This window comes from Allofournierella sp. CML151 (assembly GCF_027853465.1).
In the GTDB taxonomy this organism is placed as follows: domain Bacteria; phylum Bacillota; class Clostridia; order Oscillospirales; family Ruminococcaceae; genus Allofournierella.
Genome location: NZ_JAPNNW010000016.1, coordinates 47,617 through 66,822, shown reverse-complemented (window position 1 = coordinate 66,822; position 19,206 = coordinate 47,617). Strand labels below are relative to the sequence as shown.

The 19,206-nt window shown below is 62.9% G+C and carries 19 protein-coding genes; 15 read left to right on the top strand and 4 right to left on the bottom strand.

The genetic code is table 11. From position 1 onward, the window contains the following. Positions 1-594: 594 nt before the first annotated feature. The 13 genes from PH256_RS11590 (at position 595) to nagA (ending at position 14,301) form a co-directional block, all read left to right on the top strand. The gene (locus tag PH256_RS11590) at positions 595-1,236 is read left to right on the top strand and encodes a MerR family transcriptional regulator (RefSeq protein WP_270914319.1); all 642 of its coding nucleotides are present in this window, start codon (positions 595-597) and stop codon (positions 1,234-1,236) included. Next, positions 1,217-1,531 carry a YbjQ family protein gene (locus PH256_RS11585; protein WP_270914317.1) on the top strand — a complete coding sequence of 105 codons (315 nt, stop codon included), beginning with the start codon at positions 1,217-1,219 and terminating at the stop codon, positions 1,529-1,531. The genes PH256_RS11590 and PH256_RS11585 overlap by 20 nt, the downstream gene beginning before the upstream one ends. 18 nt (positions 1,532-1,549) lie before the next feature. Further along, entirely contained in the window at positions 1,550-2,374 is an 825-nt protein-coding gene (locus PH256_RS11580; RefSeq protein ID WP_270914316.1) for a YhfC family intramembrane metalloprotease, read from the top strand. A 295-nt stretch (positions 2,375-2,669) separates the two neighbouring features. Beyond that, on the top strand, positions 2,670-3,845 hold the full coding sequence (locus tag PH256_RS11575; protein ID WP_270914315.1) for a BMP family ABC transporter substrate-binding protein: 1,176 nt from the start codon (positions 2,670-2,672) through the stop codon (positions 3,843-3,845). Positions 3,846-3,957: 112 nt separating this feature from the next. Next, on the top strand, positions 3,958-5,496 hold the full coding sequence (locus PH256_RS11570; protein ID WP_087185333.1) for an ABC transporter ATP-binding protein: 1,539 nt from the start codon (positions 3,958-3,960) through the stop codon (positions 5,494-5,496). Continuing rightward, positions 5,493-6,590: an ABC transporter permease gene (locus tag PH256_RS11565; RefSeq protein WP_270914314.1), complete on the top strand. Its 1,098-nt coding sequence runs from the start codon at positions 5,493-5,495 to the stop codon at positions 6,588-6,590. Before PH256_RS11570 ends, PH256_RS11565 begins: the two co-directional genes overlap by 4 nt. Further along, positions 6,590-7,546, top strand: coding sequence for an ABC transporter permease (locus PH256_RS11560; protein WP_087185331.1), 957 nt, complete (start codon positions 6,590-6,592; stop codon positions 7,544-7,546). Before PH256_RS11565 ends, PH256_RS11560 begins: the two co-directional genes overlap by 1 nt. Positions 7,547-7,869: 323 nt before the next feature. After that, positions 7,870-8,514 (top strand): NAD(P)H-hydrate epimerase, encoded by a 645-nt coding sequence (locus tag PH256_RS11555; protein WP_270914313.1) that lies wholly within the window; start codon positions 7,870-7,872, stop codon positions 8,512-8,514. A 13-nt stretch (positions 8,515-8,527) separates the two neighbouring features. After that, entirely contained in the window at positions 8,528-9,412 is an 885-nt protein-coding gene (locus tag PH256_RS11550) for an SDR family oxidoreductase (RefSeq protein ID WP_270914312.1), read from the top strand. Continuing rightward, on the top strand, positions 9,409-11,124 hold the full coding sequence (locus PH256_RS11545) for a CCA tRNA nucleotidyltransferase (protein WP_087185328.1): 1,716 nt from the start codon (positions 9,409-9,411) through the stop codon (positions 11,122-11,124). Before PH256_RS11550 ends, PH256_RS11545 begins: the two co-directional genes overlap by 4 nt. Before the next feature lie 151 nt (positions 11,125-11,275). Next, positions 11,276-11,836 (top strand): hypothetical protein, encoded by a 561-nt coding sequence (locus PH256_RS11540; protein WP_270914311.1) that lies wholly within the window; start codon positions 11,276-11,278, stop codon positions 11,834-11,836. Between the two features lie 241 nt (positions 11,837-12,077). Then, on the top strand, positions 12,078-12,947 hold the full coding sequence (locus PH256_RS11535; RefSeq protein ID WP_242956202.1) for a putative manganese transporter: 870 nt from the start codon (positions 12,078-12,080) through the stop codon (positions 12,945-12,947). Between the two features lie 223 nt (positions 12,948-13,170). Beyond that, positions 13,171-14,301: an N-acetylglucosamine-6-phosphate deacetylase gene (gene nagA / locus PH256_RS11530; RefSeq protein WP_270914310.1), complete on the top strand. Its 1,131-nt coding sequence runs from the start codon at positions 13,171-13,173 to the stop codon at positions 14,299-14,301. Positions 14,302-14,405: 104 nt separating this feature from the next. On the opposite strand, the gene PH256_RS11525 is transcribed toward nagA, so the two are convergent. Together PH256_RS11525 and PH256_RS11520 are read right to left on the bottom strand one after the other, a co-directional pair. After that, entirely contained in the window at positions 14,406-14,960 is a 555-nt protein-coding gene (locus PH256_RS11525) for a cupin domain-containing protein (RefSeq protein WP_270914309.1), read from the bottom strand. 69 nt (positions 14,961-15,029) lie between these two features. After that, the gene (locus PH256_RS11520; RefSeq protein ID WP_270914308.1) at positions 15,030-16,370 is read right to left on the bottom strand and encodes a D-serine ammonia-lyase; all 1,341 of its coding nucleotides are present in this window, start codon (positions 16,368-16,370) and stop codon (positions 15,030-15,032) included. A 317-nt stretch (positions 16,371-16,687) separates the two neighbouring features. Between PH256_RS11520 and PH256_RS11515 the strand changes: the two genes are divergently transcribed. After that, on the top strand, positions 16,688-17,542 hold the full coding sequence (locus PH256_RS11515; protein WP_270914307.1) for a Cof-type HAD-IIB family hydrolase: 855 nt from the start codon (positions 16,688-16,690) through the stop codon (positions 17,540-17,542). A 19-nt stretch (positions 17,543-17,561) separates the two neighbouring features. After that, positions 17,562-17,912: an arsenate reductase family protein gene (locus PH256_RS11510; protein ID WP_270914306.1), complete on the top strand. Its 351-nt coding sequence runs from the start codon at positions 17,562-17,564 to the stop codon at positions 17,910-17,912. A gap of 74 nt (positions 17,913-17,986) precedes the next feature. Here the strand turns inward: PH256_RS11510 and PH256_RS11505 are convergent, their stop codons facing one another. Further along, on the bottom strand, positions 17,987-18,295 hold the full coding sequence (locus PH256_RS11505; RefSeq protein WP_058962706.1) for an AzlD domain-containing protein: 309 nt from the start codon (positions 18,293-18,295) through the stop codon (positions 17,987-17,989). Continuing rightward, positions 18,292-19,023, bottom strand: coding sequence for an AzlC family ABC transporter permease (locus PH256_RS11500; protein ID WP_270914305.1), 732 nt, complete (start codon positions 19,021-19,023; stop codon positions 18,292-18,294). The genes PH256_RS11505 and PH256_RS11500 overlap by 4 nt, the downstream gene beginning before the upstream one ends. Positions 19,024-19,206: the final 183 nt, after the last annotated feature.

The following is a 19,206-nucleotide window of genomic DNA, read 5'->3' as shown; positions in this document are numbered from 1 at the left end:
CGACGAGAGCACCCCGCAGGCCAACCTGCCCGGTGAGAACACCAGCGGCAGCGTGATGCCCATGGTGATCGGCGGCGCAGTGGTTGCCATTGTGGTAATCGCGGCCATCGTGTTTGCCATCAACCGCAAGAAGAGCACGGAAGGCGAATAATTTTCCCTCCGCTCCATCTGAATGAAATGCAAGGCCGCAGCCGGGATGAACATCCCGGCTGCGGCTTTTTGTGCGGTTTTGAGGAAGCTTCCGGTGGGAGGAAACAAAAAATTGCGGAAAACAAGGGCGGCACCGCATCATTCCGGGTGGTGGAGCGCGCCGGAAAATTTTTCGCCCAAAAGATGGGATAAGAACCAAAAAGCACAGCCAATCCTTGGTGGACCCGCGCGCATTTTTGGAAAATAGCACGGAAATTTTGGCGTGATACGCCGCCTGAGCCGTCAGACGTGAATTATGCGGTGTTCCCAAGGCAAAAAACACTTGACCTTCCACCCGGTAGAGGGTATATGTTATAACTGAAACAACAGCATGCCGCCGGTCAAAGGGGAGGCGGCGCGCGCAAAACAGCCGGGCTGTTCCGGTGCGGAGGGGAGGAAAGGCCCATGCAGATCAAACAGGTGGAGCTTCTGGTGGGAATGAGCCAGAAGAACATCCGTTTTTATGAAAAGGAGGGTCTGCTCTGCCCGCGCCGGGAGGCGGGCAACGGCTACCGCAGCTACACCGACGAGGACGTGGACCGGCTGCGGCGCATCAAGCTGCTGCGTAAGCTGGACGTGCCGCTCAGTGAGATTGCCGTGATGCTGGAGGGCCGCCTGACCCTGGCCCAGGGGATGCGCCGCCATCTGGTGACGCTGGAGAACCGGCGCAAGAACCTGGACACCGCCCAGGCCCTGTGCGCCGAGCTGGCGAAGGAGCCGGGCCTGCTGGCGGAGCTGGACGCGGCCAAACGGCTGGAGGAGATGGCCCGGCTGGAGGAAACGGGGGTGCGCTTTGTGGATGTGAAGGAACGGGACCGGAAAAAACGGGCGAGGGGAGCCTGGCTTGCGGCGGGCATCTTTGTGGCCCTGATGCTGGTGACCGAGGCCTTTCTGGCCTGGGCGCTGAGCACCGAGCCCGCACCGCTGGGCGTTGCGGTGCTGCTGCTGAGCATCCCGCTGCTGTTTCTGGTGGGGGCGCTACTGGCGCTGCGGCAGCGTATTCAGGAGATCAAAGGAGGAGAGATCGATGATTATCGTAACTATTGACCACATCCCCGGCAGAAATTACGAGGTGCTGGGCGTGGTGAAGGGCAATGTGGTGCAGAGCAAAAACTTCGGCAAGGACTTCATGAGCGCCATGAAGGGCCTGGTGGGCGGCGAGATCGTTGCCTATACCGAGATGCTGGCTGAGGCCCGGCAGATCGCCACCGGCCGCATGGCCAAGGAGGCCGAGGCGCTGGGGGCGGACGCGGTGCTGAATCTGCGCTATGCCTCCTCCAGCGTGATGCAGAGTGCCGCCGAGTGCATCGCCTACGGCACCGCCGTGCATTTTGTGGACTGAAAAGGGGGGAATGAGGATATGATTTCGGACGCTTTGGTGGTTTCCTTCGGGGTGTCGCTGGTGTGCACCCTGATTTTGCCGGTTCTGCTGCTGATCGTGCTGCTCATCACCCGGAAGGTGAACCCGCTGCCGCTGCTGGCGGGCTTTCTGAGCTTTTTTATCAGCCAGATCATTCTGCGCATTCCGCTGCTGCAGGTGCTCGGTACCCAGAGCTGGTTTGCGGCCTTCGCCACCCACACCGTGGTGTATGTGATCGTAGTGAGCGGCCTGTCCGCCGGTCTGTTTGAGGAGACCGCCCGGCTGGTGGGGGCAAAGCTTTTGAAAAAGCACCGTACCTATAAAGATATGATCAGCTTCGGTCTGGGCCACGGCCTGTGCGAGGTGATTCTGCTGGTCGGTCTGGGCCAGGTGAACAATCTGCTGTTCTGCATGCTGGTGCGGGACCCCCAGCTGGCTTCCTCTATGGGTTTCGGCAATGACCTGCTGCAGGCCGTCACCCAGCAGCTGGCTGCCGCCAGCCCGCTCATGGTCTACCTGGGCATTCTGGAGCGGGTGAGCGCGGTGATGTACCACGTGTTCGCCACCTGCCTGGTGTTCCTGGCGGTGAAGCGCCGCCGCCCGGTGCTTTATCTGGCGGCCATCCTGGCCCACACCGCCTTCAACGCCGGTGTTTCCCTCGTGCTGATGGGCCTTTCCTACGTGGTGAATACCACCGTTGCATCGGTGCTCACCGAGTTGGTGCTGCTGGCCGCGGGCCTTGCCTGCACCGCCTTCACCCTCAGCCAGAGAGGGCGTTTTGACGCGCCGGAAGTGCTTGTACAAACGTCCACGAACGAAAGTTAAAAGTAATACTTTTGAGACTTTGAAAAACCCCGCAAACCCGCATTTCAGGCCGGTTTGCGGGGTTTTTACATTGTCTTAACAGACAAAATGATCGTGCAAATGGAAAGGGCCGTCGTGTATCTTGCCGAAGATGCGAACGGCACGGGGAAAAGTGTTGAAATCGTGAAAAAGAACGGCTACAATGGGTAACGTACTCAAAGAAACGAGCTTGGGGGAGCAGGCGGCCCGGCCGCCTGCTCGCAGCGTTTTTTTGGAATGGAACGAATGAAACAACCATGTAAGGGGGATTTTTCACATGAAGAAGATTCTGAGCCTTGCGCTGGCCGCTGTGATGGCCGTAAGCCTGGCCGCCTGCGGCGGCAGCACCGCTTCCGGCAGCACTGCTTCCACCGCCGCTTCCGGCAGCGCCGCCGCCTCCGGTGAGGCCACCGGCGCCGGCATCGCCAAGGAAGACATCAAGGTGGGCGTTGTGCACCTGTCCGACCCCGCTGAGGGCACCGGCTACAGCTACACCCATGAGCAGGGCATCCAGGGCATGATGAAGAACATCGGCCTGTCTGAGGATCAGCTGGTGGAGAAGATCAACGTGTCCGACACCGACGCCGCCGCTGTGGAGAACGCTCTGACCGAGCTGGTGGAGGAAGGCTGCAACATCATCTTCGCCACCTCCTGGGGCTACATGGACACCTGTGAGGCCATGGCCGAGGAATACCCGGACATCATCTTCAGCCACGGCACCGGCAACAAGTCCAACGGCACCAACTTCAACAACTACTTCGGCCGCATCTACCAGGCCCGTTACCTGAGCGGCATCGCCGCCGGCCTGAAGACCGAGTCCAATAAGATCGGCTACGTGGCCGCCATGGGCAAGGACAACGGCGAGGTTACCAGCGGCATCAACGCCTTCGCTATGGGCGTTGCCAGCGTGAACCCGGATGCTCAGGTTTACGTGAAGGTGACCAACAGCTGGTTTGATCCCGAAGGCGAGAAGCAGGCCGCCGAGGCCCTGATCGCTTCCGGCTGCGACGTGATCGGTCAGCACTGCGACACCGCCGGTCCCCAGCTGGCCGCTGAGGAGCACGGTGTCTGGGGCGTGGGCTACAACAGCGACATGAGCAAGGATGCTCCCGCTGCCACCCTGACCAGCGTAATGTGGGACTGGAGCGTTTACTACACCCAGGCTGTGCAGAACGTGATCGACGGCACCTGGGTTGCCGGTGAGAAGGTGGACAACTACTTCGGCGACATGGCCGACGGTCTGGTAACTCTGGCCGACCTGAACACCGACCTGATCGCTGAGGGCACCGCCGAGAAGATCGACGAGGTGAAGGCCCAGATCGTTTCCGGTGAGTGGGACGTATTCGACGGCAAGACCGAGATCCTGGACAACGAGGGCAACACCCATACTCTGGAGGGCGCCGACTACGGCACCTGCAACTGGTATGTGTCCAACGTGCAGGAGCAGGCATAACGCCAAACCCAACGCATAACCCTGAAAAGGGCGGTCCTGATGACCGCCCTTTTTTCCGGTATATGGGGCCGCGGCCCCGCACACAACCATGAACGCAAGGAGGAGGAACCTCATGGGCGAACAGAAATGCGCCATCCGCTGCAGCGGCATCACCAAGCGGTTCGGCAGCGTGGTTGCCAACGACGGCATCGAGCTGGACGTACAGTACGGCGAGATCCTGGCCCTGCTGGGCGAGAACGGCAGCGGCAAAACTACCCTGATGAATATGATCTCCGGCATCTATCATCCGGACGACGGCCAGATCTTCGTGGCCGGTCAGCCGGTGAGCATCAGCTCCCCGGTGGACGCCCAGAACCTGGGCATCGGCATGATTCACCAGCACTTCAAGCTGGTGGAGGTGTTCACCGCCATGGAGAACATCGTGCTGGGCACTCCCGGCAAGCTGCCGGGCAAAAAGGCTCTGAAGGCCCAGGTCAAGGAGCTGTGCGCCAACTACGGCCTGGAAATCGACCCGGAGAAGCCGGTGTACGAGATGAGCGTTTCGGAAAAGCAGACCGTTGAAATCCTGAAGGTGCTGTACCGGGGCGCGAAGATTCTGATTCTGGACGAGCCCACCGCCGTGCTCACCCCCCAGGAGACCGACAAGCTGTTCGCCATCCTGCGGCAGATGAAGGCCAAGGGCTGCGCCATCATCATCATCACCCACAAGCTGAACGAGGTGCTGGCCATCAGCGACCGGGTGACCATCCTGCGCAAGGGCAAGAGCGTGGGCAGCGTGGCCACCGCCGGTGTGGACGCCGCCAAGCTCACCGAGCTGATGGTGGGCCACGCGGTGAGCCTGTCCATCCGCCGCCCCGAGCCCAAGGACGTGCACACCATCCTGAAGGTGGTGGACCTGACCGTGGACAAGCCCGACGGCAGCAAGGGTCTGGACGACGTGAGCTTCCACATCCACTCCGGCGAGATTCTGGGCGTGGCCGGTGTGGCCGGCAGCGGCCAGAAGGAGCTGTGCGAGGCCATCGCGGGCCTGATTCCTGCCAAGAAGGGCGCAGTCCTTTATAAAAAGGAAAACATTCTGGGCAAGAGCCCCGAGGCCATCATCGACCTGGGCATCTCCATGAGCTTTGTGCCCGAGGACCGTCTGGGCATGGGCCTGGTGGCCAGCATGGGCATGACCGACAACATGCTGCTGAAAAGCTACCGCAGCGGCAAGGGCCCTTTCGTGGACCGTGCTCCCGCCCGTGCGCTGGCGAAAAAGCTGGTGGAGAAGCTCTCCATCGTGACTCCCGGCATCGAGACCCCGGTGCGCCTGATGAGCGGCGGCAACGTGCAGAAGGTGCTGCTGGGCCGCGAGATCGAATCCAACCCGAACCTACTGATCACCGCCTACCCGGTGCGCGGCCTGGACATCAACTCCAGCTACGTGATCTATGACCTGCTGAACCAGCAGAAGGAGAAGGGCGTGGCCGTGATGTTCATCGGCGAGGACCTGGACGTGCTGCTGGAGCTGTGCGACCGGATTCTGGTGCTGTGCCATGGCCGCATCACCGGCCTGGTGGACGCCAAGACCGTGACCAAGGAGCAGATCGGCCTGATGATGACCGGCGAGATGACCGAGGAAGAGAAGCAGAAGGAGGCGCAGGAGGCATGACCGGTACCGTGAAAACAACAAAAGAACCGCTGTTCCATGTGGTGAAGCATGCCGAGCGCACCGGCCGTCAGATGATCGGCTTCCGGCTGCTGGCGGTGGCCCTGAGCATCGTGGCAGGCGGTTTGTTCATCCTGGCCATCGGCCACAATCCCATCGCCGTGTACGGCACCATTCTGGAGGGCGCGTTCCGCAGCAAGATCGCCATCCAGTCCACCGTGAAGTTCGCCATCCCCCTGTGCATCTGCGCGCTGGGCGTGACGCTGGCGTTTAAAATGAAGTTCTGGAACATCGGCGGCGAGGGCCAGCTGATTATGGGCGCGGTGTTCGCCAGCTACTTCGCCCTGAATTTCCCCAACTGGAACCACTGGGTGCTCATCCTGGTGATGCTGGTGGCGGGCGCTGTGGGCGGCGGCCTGTGGGGCCTGCTGGCCGCGGCCTTCAAGGTGAAGTGGGGCACCAACGAGACCCTGCTCACCCTGATGCTCAACTACATTGCACTGCATCTGGTGTCCTACCTGCAGGCGGGCCCCTGGCGTGACCCGGAGGCCAACGGCTTCTCCAAGATCGCCCGGTTTGACAAGAACGCGGGTCTTGACAAGGTGCTGGGCGTGCACTTCGGCTGGATTATCATGCTGGTGCTGGTGGCGCTGGTGTGGATTTACTTAAAGCGCAGCAAGCAGGGCTACGAGATCAGCGTGGTGGGCGAAAGCCAGGACACCGCGCGCTATGCGGGCATCCACGTGAAAAAGGTGGTGCTGCGCACCATGTTCCTGTCCGGCGCCATCGCGGGCATCGCGGGCGTGTGCCAGGCAGCGGGCAGCGACATGACCCTGTCCATGGGCGTGGCCGGCGGCGTGGGCTTCACCGCCATCATCGTGGCCTGGCTGTGCCAGCTGAACCCGGGTATGATTCTGGTGGTTTCGCTGCTGTTCAGCATTCTGGAAAAGGGCTCCAGCGTGGTGCAGTCCACCTACGGCCTTTCCTCCGACTGCGCGGACGTGCTGCAGGGTATCATTCTGTTCTTCATTCTGGGCAGTGAGTTCTTCGTGCGGTACGCCTTTGTGGGCCGCGGCAAGAAAGGGGGCGCCAAATAATGGATATGTTCATCAAATTCCTGGTGGCCGCCATCGGCGCGGGCACCCCGCTGCTGTTCGGCACCGTGGGCGAGATTCTGAACGAGAAGGTGGGTCACCTGAACCTGGGCGTGGAAGGCATGATGGCCATCGGCGCCTGCGCGGGCTTCATGGGCGGCTATCTGAGCGATAACTTCCTGGTGGCGCTGCTCTGCGCCTTCCTGGCAGGCATGCTGGCCGCGCTGATCTATGCGGTGCTCACCGTCACCTTCATGGCCAACCAGAACGTGGCGGGCCTGACCATGACCATCTTCGGCGTGGGCATCTCCAACTTTATCGGCGTGTACATGATCGGCACCTCGGACAGCGGCACCCTGAAGCTGCCCGAGACCGTGACCGCCCAGATGCGCAGCATCCACATTCCGGTGCTGAGCGACCTGCCGGTGGTGGGCGAGCTGGTGTTCAGCTACAACCCCTTCGTCTACCTGGGCATCGTGGTGGCGGCGGTGACCGGCTGGTACCTCTACCGCACCAAGACCGGCCTGAACGTGCAGGCCATCGGCGAGAACCCCGGCGCGGCGGACGCGGCCTCCATCCAGGTGACCAAGTGGAAGTACTTCAATATCCTGCTGGGCGGCGGCATCTGCGGCATCGGCGGCGCCTACTGCGGCATGATCATCAACGGCGGCGTGTGGATCTCCAACAGCGTGAACGGCCTGGGCTGGATCGCGGTGGCGCTGGTTATCTTCGCCGCCTGGAAGCCTCACATGGCCATTCTGGGCAGCTTTGTGTTCGGCGCGCTGCGCGTGCTGAAATACTACAAGGTGGGCTTCATGGTGAACCTGCCCGACGCCTTCTTCGACATGCTGCCCTTCCTCATCACCGCGCTGGTGCTCATCATCACCAGCATGCGGGGCAGCAAGGGCGCGCACATCCCGGCGTTCCTGGGCAACAACTACTTCCGCGAGGAGCGGTAAGCGATTGCCTTTTGGCACAACATCACACGGCCCCGGTCCTCTGCAAAAGCAGAGGACCGGGGCTGTTTTTTCTGCGCCGGGGCGGAAAAGGGGCCGAAATAGGCGAAATCCAACGAAAAATTCGTGAAAAATTAACAAAATCAGCGCGCTGAATCGGTAAAACATCCGGGGCTTTTGTGTTATAATGGTAATACTGAACGTTGTTTACCGGTGGCGCCGCCGCACGTTTTTCACGTGAAAGAGGGCGGCGCCGCCCTAAAAGGGATTTTCAAAGCCGGGCGCAGGGCGTTTGTCTCCGCGCGGGCCATAAGGGGGAAACGAGGATGAGCGAAGTAACAGCAGCCGAGATGAAGCGGCTGGAGCAGCAGGCGGACGCGGCGGGGCTTTCCTACCGGCAGATGATGGAGAACGCGGGCGCGGCAGCGGCGGCGCTTGCCCTGCGCACCTGGCCCGGGGCGAAGAGCGCCGCGGTGTTCTGCGGCAAGGGCAACAACGGCGGCGACGGCTTCGTGGCCGCACGGCATCTGGCAAACGCGGGCCTGGCGGTGCGCCTTTATCTGGTAGAGGGCGAGCCGGTGACCACCGACGCCATTTACAACTGCGGACTTGCGCGCGAAATGGGCCTGCCGGTGCTGGCGGCGGATACGCTGGACGGGCCGGAGCAGGCGGAGTTTCTGCAAAGCGCGGACCTGATTCTGGACGGCGTGTACGGCACCGGCTTCCACGGGACTTTGCGCCCGGAGGGGCTGGCCGCGGCCCGGCGGATGAACGACGCGCCCGGCAAGGTGCTGGCGCTGGACCTGCCCAGCGGCCTGGAGGCGGACAGCGGAACTGCCGCCGAGGGCGCGGTGCAGGCCGACCTGACCGTGACCTTCCACGCGGCGAAGCCCTGCCACCGGCTGGCGGCGGCACAGTGCGGCCGGGTAGAGGTGGCGGACATCGGCATCGGAACAGCCTTACAGAAATAAGGAGGCGGCAGTCATGAAACGAGTGGTCATTACCGGTGCGTCCGGCTTTGTGGGCGGCCGTCTCGCAGCCCATTACCGGGACCGGTGGGACATCACCCCGCTGGACCACAAGGCACTGGACCTCACCGACCACGAGGCGGTGCACGCGGCTTTGCAGGCCGCCGCGCCCGAGCTGGTCATCCACACCGCCGCCCTGGCGGACACCGGCTACTGCGAGAATCACCCGCTGGAAAGCTTCGAGGTGAACCTGCAGGCCCCGGCGGCGCTGGCGAAGGAATGTGCGGCGCTGGGAGCAAAGCTGGTGTTCTTCAGCTCGGACCAGGTGTATAACGGCACCCGGAGGCTGGGCCCCCTGCCCGAGGATGCGCCCCTGGACCCGGTGAACGTGTACGGCCGCCACAAGTGGGAGGCCGAGCAGCGGGTGCTGGAGACCTGCCCCCAGGCGGTCTGCCTGCGGGCCAGCTGGATGTATGATTTTGACCGGCCGGGGCTGAAAAGCAGCACCGGCTTCTGGGGCATTCTGCGGTGGGCCGCCGCAGGCAAGATGCCCCTTTCCATGGCCCTGCGGGAGTACCGGGGCATCACCTGGGTACAGCCGGTGATCGAGGCCATGGAGCAGATGGCCACCCTGCCCGGCGGGGTGTACAACATGGGGGCGGAGAACCGCCTGAACACCTACGCCACCGCCCTGGAATGCCTGGGGCTGCTGGGCGCGGGGGAGGACGTGCTGGCCCTGGTGCGGCCGGACACGGACCGGTGGCCGGAATTTGAACGGAATCTGAGTATGGACACCAGCCGCCTGAAAACGGGCTGCGGGGTGGACCTTGGCGATACGGTGGGCAGCTTTGCCGCCTGCCTGCGCGCCTTTGAGGAACAAGAAGGAGGCAATGTGATATGATCCATGTGGCAGCGGTGATCCTGACCGACGAGGCGGGAAAGATCCTGATCTGTAAACGGGGCGAGGGCGGCAGCTGCGCCTTTTTGTGGGAGTTCCCCGGCGGCAAGGTGGAGGAGGGCGAAAGGCCCGAGCAGGCCGCCGTGCGGGAATGCAAGGAGGAGCTGGGCCTGGACATCACCCTGGGGCCCGCCTACGCCTCGCTGGATTACTCCTACCCGGATAAGGACATCCACTTCACCTTCTTCAACGGCCGGGTGACCGGCGGCGAGATGGAGGTGCGGGTGCACGAGGAGGCCTGCTGGGTGGCCCCCGCTGAGATGAAGGACTACAACTTCTGCCCGGCGGACGTGGCCCTGGTGGAACGTCTGGCCTGGGAGCGGCAGATCGAGCTGCCGGTGATGCCCGCCATGGCGGCCAGTCTGATCAGCGCGCTGAACGAGCAGGGCTTCGAGGCCTGGGCCGTGGGCGGCTGCGTGCGCGACAGCCTGCTGGGCAAGGACCCCAAGGACTGGGACCTGTGTACCAGTGCCCGGCCGGACCAGGTGAAGGAGTGCTTCGCCGGTACATATAAGGTATTGGAGACCGGCATCCAGCACGGTACCGTGACTGTGCTGGCGGGCAACGAGACCTACGAGATCACCACCTACCGGGCGGAAAGCGACTACGAGGACCACCGCCGTCCCGAGGAGGTCACCTTCGTGAACAGCCTGGAGGAGGACCTGGCCCGGCGGGACTTCACCATCAACGCCATGGCCATGGGGCCGGACGGCACCGTCATCGACCCCTTCGGCGGCCAGGGCGATCTGAAGAACGGCGTGCTGCGCTGTGTGGGCGACCCGGTCCAGCGTTTCAGCGAGGACGCGCTGCGCATCCTGCGGCTGCTGCGGTTTGCCTCGGCGCTGGATTTTTCCATTGAAGAAGAGACCCTGGCCGCGGCCCACGCCAAAAAGCCGCTGCTGCGCTGGGTAAGCGGCGAGCGGATGGCCCGGGAGATGACCCAGCTGCTCTGCGGCAAGGCGGCCCATCGGGTGGCGGCGGAGAACGGCGAGGTGCTGGCCTACGTGATGCCGGAGATCGAGCCCGCCCTCACCTTCACCCAGAAGCGGGGCGGCGAGGAGCAGAACCTGTGGCAGCACGCGGCCGATACCCTGGCCTATGCGCCGGACCTGCCCGAGGTGCGCTGGGCCATGCTGCTGCGGGACATCGGCAAGCCCTGGTGCCGCGAGACCCTGAAAGAGGGCGACAGCACCTTTGAGGGCCACGCCGAGGTGAGCGCCCAGCTGGCCGACTGCATCCTGCGCCGGCTGAAGGTGGACCGGAACAGCCGCGAGACCATCTGCCAGCTGATCCGGTTCCATGGCATCCGCCCCGCCACCGGCGAGGTGAGTGTGCGCCGCTGGCTGAACCTGCTGGGCCCCCGCCAGGTGAACAGCCTGGTGCACATCTGGTGGGCGGACGTTTCCTGCCATCACGCCAAGGGCGAAAACCTGAAGGCCTTTGAAAAGACTCTGGCCGATACCATTAAGAACGCGGGCTGCTACGCCACCGACCAGCTGGCCATCACCGGCGGTAACCTGCTCACCGCAGGGCTGGCCAAGCCCGGCCCCAGCATGAGCAACATGCTGGACTGGCTGCTCCACGAGGTGGTGGAGGGCCGGGTGGAAAACACCCGCGAGGCCCTGCTGGAAAAAGCTCGGGAGTGGCAGGAATAATTTTTTTTCGCAAACCGAAGCACCGGCAGGCCCCGCGGCCTGCCGGTTTTCTGCGTTTTCTCCAAAGAATTGCCAAAAACGGTTGACAATTTCCTTTTTGCGCAATAGGATAAACACAAACAGACGGATTTTGGCAAAGGAGGCGGCAGAGATGCAAAAAAACAAGGTGGCGGCTTTTCTCAAGGCCTACGCGGTGGTGAACGCGGTGTGCGGCGTGCTGCTGGTGCTGTTCGTGATGATCGAGCTGGACCCGTTTCTTTCGGTGCTGATCTTTTTCGGCGCGGCGCTGGCCAGCGGGCTGATCTATGCGGTGGGCGAGATCGTGGACCTGCTGGAGGAGATCCGGTGGAATACCCGCCCCAAGGACCCGCCCGCACCGGAGCCCGAGCCGCAGCCGGAACAGCAGCCCGCCGCCCCGGCCCAGCCGGAGCCGGAACCCGAGCCGGAGCCCGAACCGGAGCTGCCGCCCACCGATGCCCTCAGCGCCGGGGACAGGCAGGCGCTGCTGGCGCTGTGCGGCCTGCCCACCGCCCGCGGGATGCTGGACCAGGCGCGGGCCCTCTGCGCCGGAAAACAACGGCTTGTGGGGCAGGAGGAGTTCTTCCGGCGGCTGGAGCAGCTGGCGGCGCTGGAGGAGGACCACGGCAACATGAGCGTGGGCGCCTGCAAGGAGCTGGAGGCCTGGCTTTCCAGCCTGCGGGAAACCGGCTGAGCGGGAGGGAAGAACCAACTCTCCGCATACAAAAAACAAGCGAGAACGCCCGGCCCGGAAACGAAAACCGGGGCCGGGCCTTTGATTTGTTGCACAAAATCACAAAAACCGGCAAAAAAGCGCCTCGGAATGGGGCGGGGGGGCATTGTGTCAGGGCCAAAATGCGGCTATACTAGTCAATGCTGCCGCCCGGCGCAGATGTTTGCGGGCGGCCGGATGGGGAAGGAGAGAGATTGCTTTTATGATGCACGAACTGCTGCATGCCCTGGAGCATGCCTTTGAAGACAGCATTCCCATGCTGCCCTTTTTGTATCTTGCTTATTTATTGATCGAATACATCGAGCGGTTCCACGGCAGCCGCATCGAGAATGCCCTGGAGGGCGGCGGCCACTGGGGCTTTGTGCCCGGCGCGGTGCTGGGCTGCGTGCCCCAGTGCGGCTTTTCCGCCATGGCCGCCAACTTCTACGGCAGCCGGGTGATCAGCCTGGGCACCCTGCTGGCGGTGTTCCTGGCCACCAGCGACGAGGCCATTCCCATGCTGCTGGCCGTACCGGACCAGTGGCCCCGGCTGGTGCTGCTCATCGCCGTGAAGATCGGCGTGGCGCTGCTGGCGGGCTTTGTGCTGGACGTGCTGCTGGTGCGCCTGGTGCCCGCCTCGCTGCGGGGCGGCTACACCGGCCATGCCGACGAGGTGGACTGCCACGAGCACCACGCCGAGCGCCAGAGCATTTTTATCTCGGCGCTGTGGCATACCTTTATTATTTTCCTGTATATCCTGGGCTTCAGCTTTGCCATCGGCTTTGTGATGGAGCTGGTGGGCGAGGAGGTCTTCACCGCCTTTTTGGCCAACCTGGGCGTGTTCCAGCCCATCTTCGCGGCCCTCATCGGTCTGGTGCCCAACTGCGCGGCCAGCGTGCTGCTGACCCAGCTGTATCTGGGCGGCTCCATCAGCTTCGGCGCGGCGGTGGCGGGCCTGTGCAGCGGCGCGGGCGTAGGCCTGGTGGTGCTGTGGAAGGCCAACAAAAGCTGGAAGCAGAACCTGTTCATCATCGGCCTTCTGTGGGGCGCGGGCGCCGTGACCGGCATGGTGCTGCAGCTGCTGGGCGTTTAAAAGATTTTGCAACATCCCTCGGACTTTGTGTAGTCCGGGGGATTTTTTGCTGCTTTACAACTGCATGGAAACAAACCAGTTTGCCCCTCGCTTTGGGCGTTTTTATTGTTTAATTTGCACAATTGCGTATTTTGCCCGCTGCCGATTGTTCCGGCCCGGCGGCTGCGCTATAATGAGGCTAGAACCGACCGGAATTTTTCCATCAGGAAGGAGAGTATTTCATATGATTATCAAGAATGGTCATATTTTCACCGATCTGGGCCGCTTCATGCAGGCCGACATCAAGCTGGAGGGCGACCGCATTGTGGAGATCGCTCCCGCCGGCACCCTGGAGGGCGACGAGGTCATCGACGCCACCGGTAAGTACGTCACCCCCGGCTTTGTGGATATCCACATCCACGGCGCCGCCGGCAGCGACTTCTGCGACGCCACCACCGAGGACGTGGTGAAGATGAGCCGCTACGAGGGCAGCCAGGGCGTTACCACCTTCCTGGGCACCACCATGGCTTTTGACGAGGAGATTCTGACCAATGTGTTCGAGGCTGCCAAGCCCCGCTTCTATCAGGACGGCGAGGGCGCCGTGCTGCGCGGCGTGAACATGGAAGGCCCCTTCTTCAACAAGGCCAAGAAGGGCGCTCAGGCCGAGAAGTACATCATCGACCCCGATCTCGAGATGTTCCAGCGCCTGTATGAGAAGTCCGGCAAGAACATCCGTCTGGTGGACGTTTCTCCCGAGCTGCCCGGCGCGCTGTACTTCATCCGCAAGGCCAGCAAGCTGTGCACCGTGTCCATCGCCCACACCTGCGCCACCTACGAGGAGGCCAAGGCCGGCTTCGCCGCGGGCGCTACCCACACCACCCACCTGTTCAACGCCATGCCCGCCTTCACCCACCGCGCTCCCGGCGTTGTGGGCGCGGCTGCCGATGATGCCGCTCATGTGGAGATCATCAGCGACGGCATCCACCTGCATCCCGCTGTGGTGCGCGCCGTCTTCGCCATGTTCGGCAACGACCGCGTCTGCCTGATCAGCGACAGCATGCGTGCTGCCGGTATGCCCAACGGCGAGTACAGCCTGGGCGGCCAGAAAGTCTTCATGAACGACGGCAAGGCCACCCTGGAGGACGGCACCATCGCGGGCAGCGCCACCTGCCTGGCCGAGTGCTTCCGCCGCGCCGTGAAGTTCGGCGTGCCCCTGGAGACCGCTCTGAAGGCCGCCACCATCAACCCCGCCAAGGCCGCAAACCTGTTCGATGAGGTGGGCAGCATCACCGTTGGCAAGCGCGCCGACGTGCTGCTCCTGAACAAGGAGACCCTGCAGCCCGAGACCATCATCATCGGCGGCGTAAAGCAGTAATTTTTGCAAACACGAAGGCCCGGTCCTCATTTGAGGACCGGGCCTTTTCTTGATGTTATGAAACAAGAAAACCGCCCTTTGTGCAAAGGGCGGTTTTGTCTTGTTTAAAAGCTGGGCGGGGTGACAGCGAACACGGCCCGCAGCTCCTCGTCGGAGTCGTTCACCCACCGGTGGGGCGTGGCGGGGGGAATCTGCACCGAATCCCCGGCGGCCAGCCGGTACACGCTGCCCCGCAGATGCAGGTCCACCTGGCCGCTGATCACATAGGCCACCTCCTCGCCGGTGTGCTCCCGGTCGATGTCCGAAGAGGCGGTGTGGGCGGGAATCTCCATCAGGCAAAACTCGATGGCGCAGTCCGCGGTGGGGGTGAGCAGCTTGTACAGCACCTCCTCGCCGGGATGGCCGATGATCCGGTTCTCACCCCGGCGCACGATCAGCCGCTCGGCAGGGGGCTCCTCCTTGAAAAAGCGGAACAGGGGCACCCGCAGCGCCTGGGCAATGTTCTTTAAGGTATTGATGGAGGGGTTCACCGCGCCGTTTTCGATCTGGCTCAGCATCGAGGGGCTCAGCTCCACCCGGGCGGCCAGCTCCCGCAGGCTCAGCCCGCTCTGCTTGCGGAACTGCTGCACCTTCCGCCCAATATTCAGCTCTTCATCCATGCCGGGTCCCCTCCGTTCTGCTGGTAACAGAACTGATTATACCACAAACCCGCCCGGGGGAAAAGCCGCTCAGTCCAGCACGGTGGCCAGGTACTGGTCCCAGATTTCGGCGGGCACCAGGCGGCCGCCGGTGGCCCAGGCGATCTGCACGCTGTTATTGAGCACCTGCTCGGTCAGGTCGTGGGCGGCGCAGTAATCCCGGCTGCCGGGCAAGGTCAGCAGGCCGCGGGGGCCCGCGAAGGCCGCGCAGCTGGAGGGCTCGATCCGCTTGCCCTCGCTGGAATCCAGCAGGCGCAGGTAGTCGTAGAGCTTCGCGTCCGCCACCGTGAAGTCGCCGCTCACCAGGTTGCCCAGCACCCGGGTCACAAAGCTGGAGGGGGAGGCGCAGGCCAGGCCGTCCGCATGGGTTTTGCCGGAAAGGCCGAAGTCGCGCACGTTGGCCTTTTCATACTGCCTGGTAGCCATGCCCAGCAGCACCGAGGGGCACTGGGTGGGCTCCACCAAAAAGCAGTGTACATTATTTTTGAACAGCCGCTTCAGCCCGTAGGTGATGCCGCCGGGCGCACCGCCCACGCCGGTGGGCAGGTAGACGATCAGGGGATGCTCCGCATCCACCACGATGCCCCGGTCGTCCAGCTGCTTTTTCAGGCGGCGGGCCGCCACCGCGTAGCCCAGAAACAGGTCCACGGATTTTTCATCGTCCACAAAATAGCTCATGGGGTCCTGTTCCGAGTTGGCCCGGCCCTCGGCCACTGCCTTGGAGTAGTCGCCGCTGTACTCCAGCACCTCTACGCCGTGGCTGCGCAGCAGGTCCTTCTTCCACTGCTTGGCCTCGGCGGACATGTGCACCTTCACCTGGAAGCCCAGCGCCGCGCTCATGATGCCGATCGACATGCCCAGGTTGCCGGTGGAGCCCACCTGTACCGTGTACTGACGGAAGAAGGCGCGCATCTCCTCGCTGTCCAGCCGGGCGTAATCGTCGGTGAGGGAAAGCTTTCCCGCGGCGATGGCAAGATCCTCGGCGTGCTTGAGCACCTCGTAGATGCCGCCCCGGGCCTTCACCGAGCCCGCAATGGCCAGGTGGCTGTCCATCTTGAGCATCAGACGGCCGGGGATGGTGCAGTGATACTCCCGCTCCAGCGCCTGCTGCATGCGGGGGATGTCCTCCAGAGGCGATTCGATCAGCCCACCGGTGGGCTCGGTCTCCGGAAAGCGACGGCGGATGAAGGGCGCAAACCGGGCCAGCCGGGCCTCGGCATCGTCGATGGCCGCGTCCGGCACCACCAGCTGGCACAGTCCGTCGGTCATTTCCACGGGCAGATAAAGCGGGTTGATCCAGACCGTCTCTTCGGCGCGGGCCACCCGGCCCAGAGCGGGGTTTGCTGCAATGGCTGCCTGTACATCGATCATAAGGGGTCCCTCCTGTAAGTGTTCAATAATAATAAACGGTTGTTAAGTTGCATGTTCATTATAGATAAACGCTTGTTAAATGTCAATGGGGCAGGGCAAAAATTTTTTGACCCTTGCCCCCGGCACGGGCAGATGGCACAGAAAATCGGCCCCCGGCGGTCGAAAGTTTGGAGAGGGAAGGCGCGAAATTGCGACAAAAAGGCTTTTCAAGCGCACTTCTTTTCGCTACAATGGGAAAAGTGAGGGCATTGCCCAAGACATTTCCCGGCCCCCGCCGCCCGGGCGGCGGGCCGCTTTGACCAACAGGAGATACTGCCATGAACGATACCATTAAAGTACTGGCGCTGGATTTGGACGGCACCCTGACCAATACCAAAAAGGAGATCAGCCCCCGCACCCTGGAGGCGCTGCAGCGGGCAGCCGCCGCGGGCGTGCGCATCGTGCTGGCCAGCGGCCGGCCCACCGTGGGCATCTGGCCTCTGGCCCGTCAGCTGCAGCTGGAAAAGCTGGGCGGCTACATCCTGAGCTACAACGGCGGCTGCATTCTGGACTGCGCCACCGGCAAGGTGGTGGCCCAGGAGGCCTTCCCGCTGGACCTGATCAAGCCTGTGTGCGACGAGGCCCGGGCCGCGGGCGCGGTGGCCCTGAGCTACAACGACGAGGGCGTGGTCAGCGAGCACCCCGACGATGAGTATGTGCAGATCGAGTGCACCATCAACCGCATTCCCGCCTCCCGGGTGGAGGACCTGGGCAGCTACATCAACTACGACGTGAACAAGCTGCTGGTCACCGCCGAGCCGGACCGGATGGTCCACGTGGAGGAGCTCATGCAGCAGAAGTTCGCGGGCAAGCTCTCGATTTATAAGAGCATGCCGTTCTTTCTGGAGATCATGCCTCTGGGTGTGGAGAAGGCCCAGAGCCTGCGGGCGCTGCTGACCATCCTGGGCCTGACCGAGGAAAACCTGATGGCCTGCGGCGACGGCTGGAACGATATTTCCATGATCCGGCTGGCGGGCGTGGGCATCGCCATGGGCAACGCGGTGCCGCAGGTCAAGCAGGAGGCCACCTGGGTCACCGCCGACAACGACCACGACGGCGTGGGCCTGGCGGTGGAGAAGTTCATCTTCGAAGAGGAAGTGGAGCTGCCCCCGGAGGAAGAGTTCCCGTTTTGATCAAAAAGGAGGAGATACCATGACCACCTTCATCTGCTACGACAAATGCACCACCTGCCAGAAGGCGAAAAAGTGGCTGGACGAGCAGGGCGCTGCCTACACCGCCCGCCCCATCAAAGAGGAAAACCCCACCGCCGCCGAGCTGGCTGCCTGGCAGGCCAAAAGCGGCCTGCCGGTGAAAAAGTTCGTGAACACCAGCGGCCTGCTTTATAAGTCCATGGGCCTGAAGGATAAGCTGCCCGCCATAACCGACGCGGAGGTCTTCGACCTGCTGGCCACCGACGGCATGCTGGTCAAGCGGCCGATTCTGGTCACCGACAAGGGCGTGTTCCCCGGCTTCAAGGCCGAGGAGTGGGCCAAGCTTTTGTAATATTTTAAAAAGAAAAAACCGTGGAGCCGGTCCTTTTCCGGCTTCCACGGTTTTCTTTTTTTGTCTGAAAACGGTCACAGCAGCGCCAGCAGCCGCTCCACCACGAACACGGTCACGCAGGCGCAGGCGGCTACCGTGACCAGGCCCCGCCCGGCGAAGCCCACCGCCACCGCAACCACCAGGGCCGCGAAGGCGCTGATCGGGCTTTCGGTGGCCGAGAGGATGGCCGGGAAGGTCATGGCCGCCAGGCAGGCGTAGGGCACATAGAACAAAAAGGACCGCAGCCGCCGGTTTTGAATCTTCTTTTGCAGCAGCGTCAGCGGCAGCATGCGGATGAGATAGGTCACACCCGCCATGACCAGCAAATACCAGAAAAGACTCATGCGCTTGCCTCCTGTTTCTCTGCGGGCTGCTCGTCGGCCAGGTCCACCGGGAACAGCCAGGCACCCAGCGCGGCCGCCGCCAGCGTGCTCAGGATAATGGCAAAGCCGCTGGAGATGAACTTGAACAGCGGCACCCAGGCGATCAGGCAGCTGACGATGACCGCCGCCGCCACCACGATGCGCACGCTTTTCAGCTGGCGCATGGGCGGTACCACAATGGCCACGAACATGCTGTAGAGCGCCACGCCCAGCGCGCTGCGCACCGCCGCGTTGAGTAAACCGCTGGCCACCGCGCCGCTCAGGGTGCCCAGGGTCCAGCCCAGAATGGGCAGGGTGGCAAGGCCGTACATATAGGCCGGGGTCAGCGGGGCCTTGCGCCCCATGGCCACCGCAAAAATCTCATCCGTGTTGGCAAAGGCAATGGTCATCCGCCGCCGGGTGGTGAACTCCGGCCCCAGCCGCTGGCTCAGCGAAAGGCTCATCAGCGCGTAGCGCAGGTTGATCACCAGCTGGGTGAGCGCCAGCTCCACCAGCGAGCCGTGGGCCAGGATCACCGTGAGCCCGGCGAACTGCCCGGCACTGGTCAGATTGGTCAGGCTGATGAGCCCGGCCGTCAGCGCCGAAAGCCCGCCCTTTACCGCCAGAATACCGAAGGTGAAGCTCACCGAAAAATAACCGATGCCGATGGCAAGCCCGTCCGCAAGGCCTGCCTTATATTCCCCTTTCATGGGGCGTTCCCCCTTTAAACAAAGTGCTGTATCACATTATACAAATAAAGCGATGGGAAGTAAAGAGTGGAATTTCGGGCCGGACCGGCCCGCCGCCAGCCTTGTCCCCGGCGGGCAAATGCCCTATAATACAATCAGAATCAAACGAACCGGTTCATGAGGTGCGTAACAACAGTAAGAGGG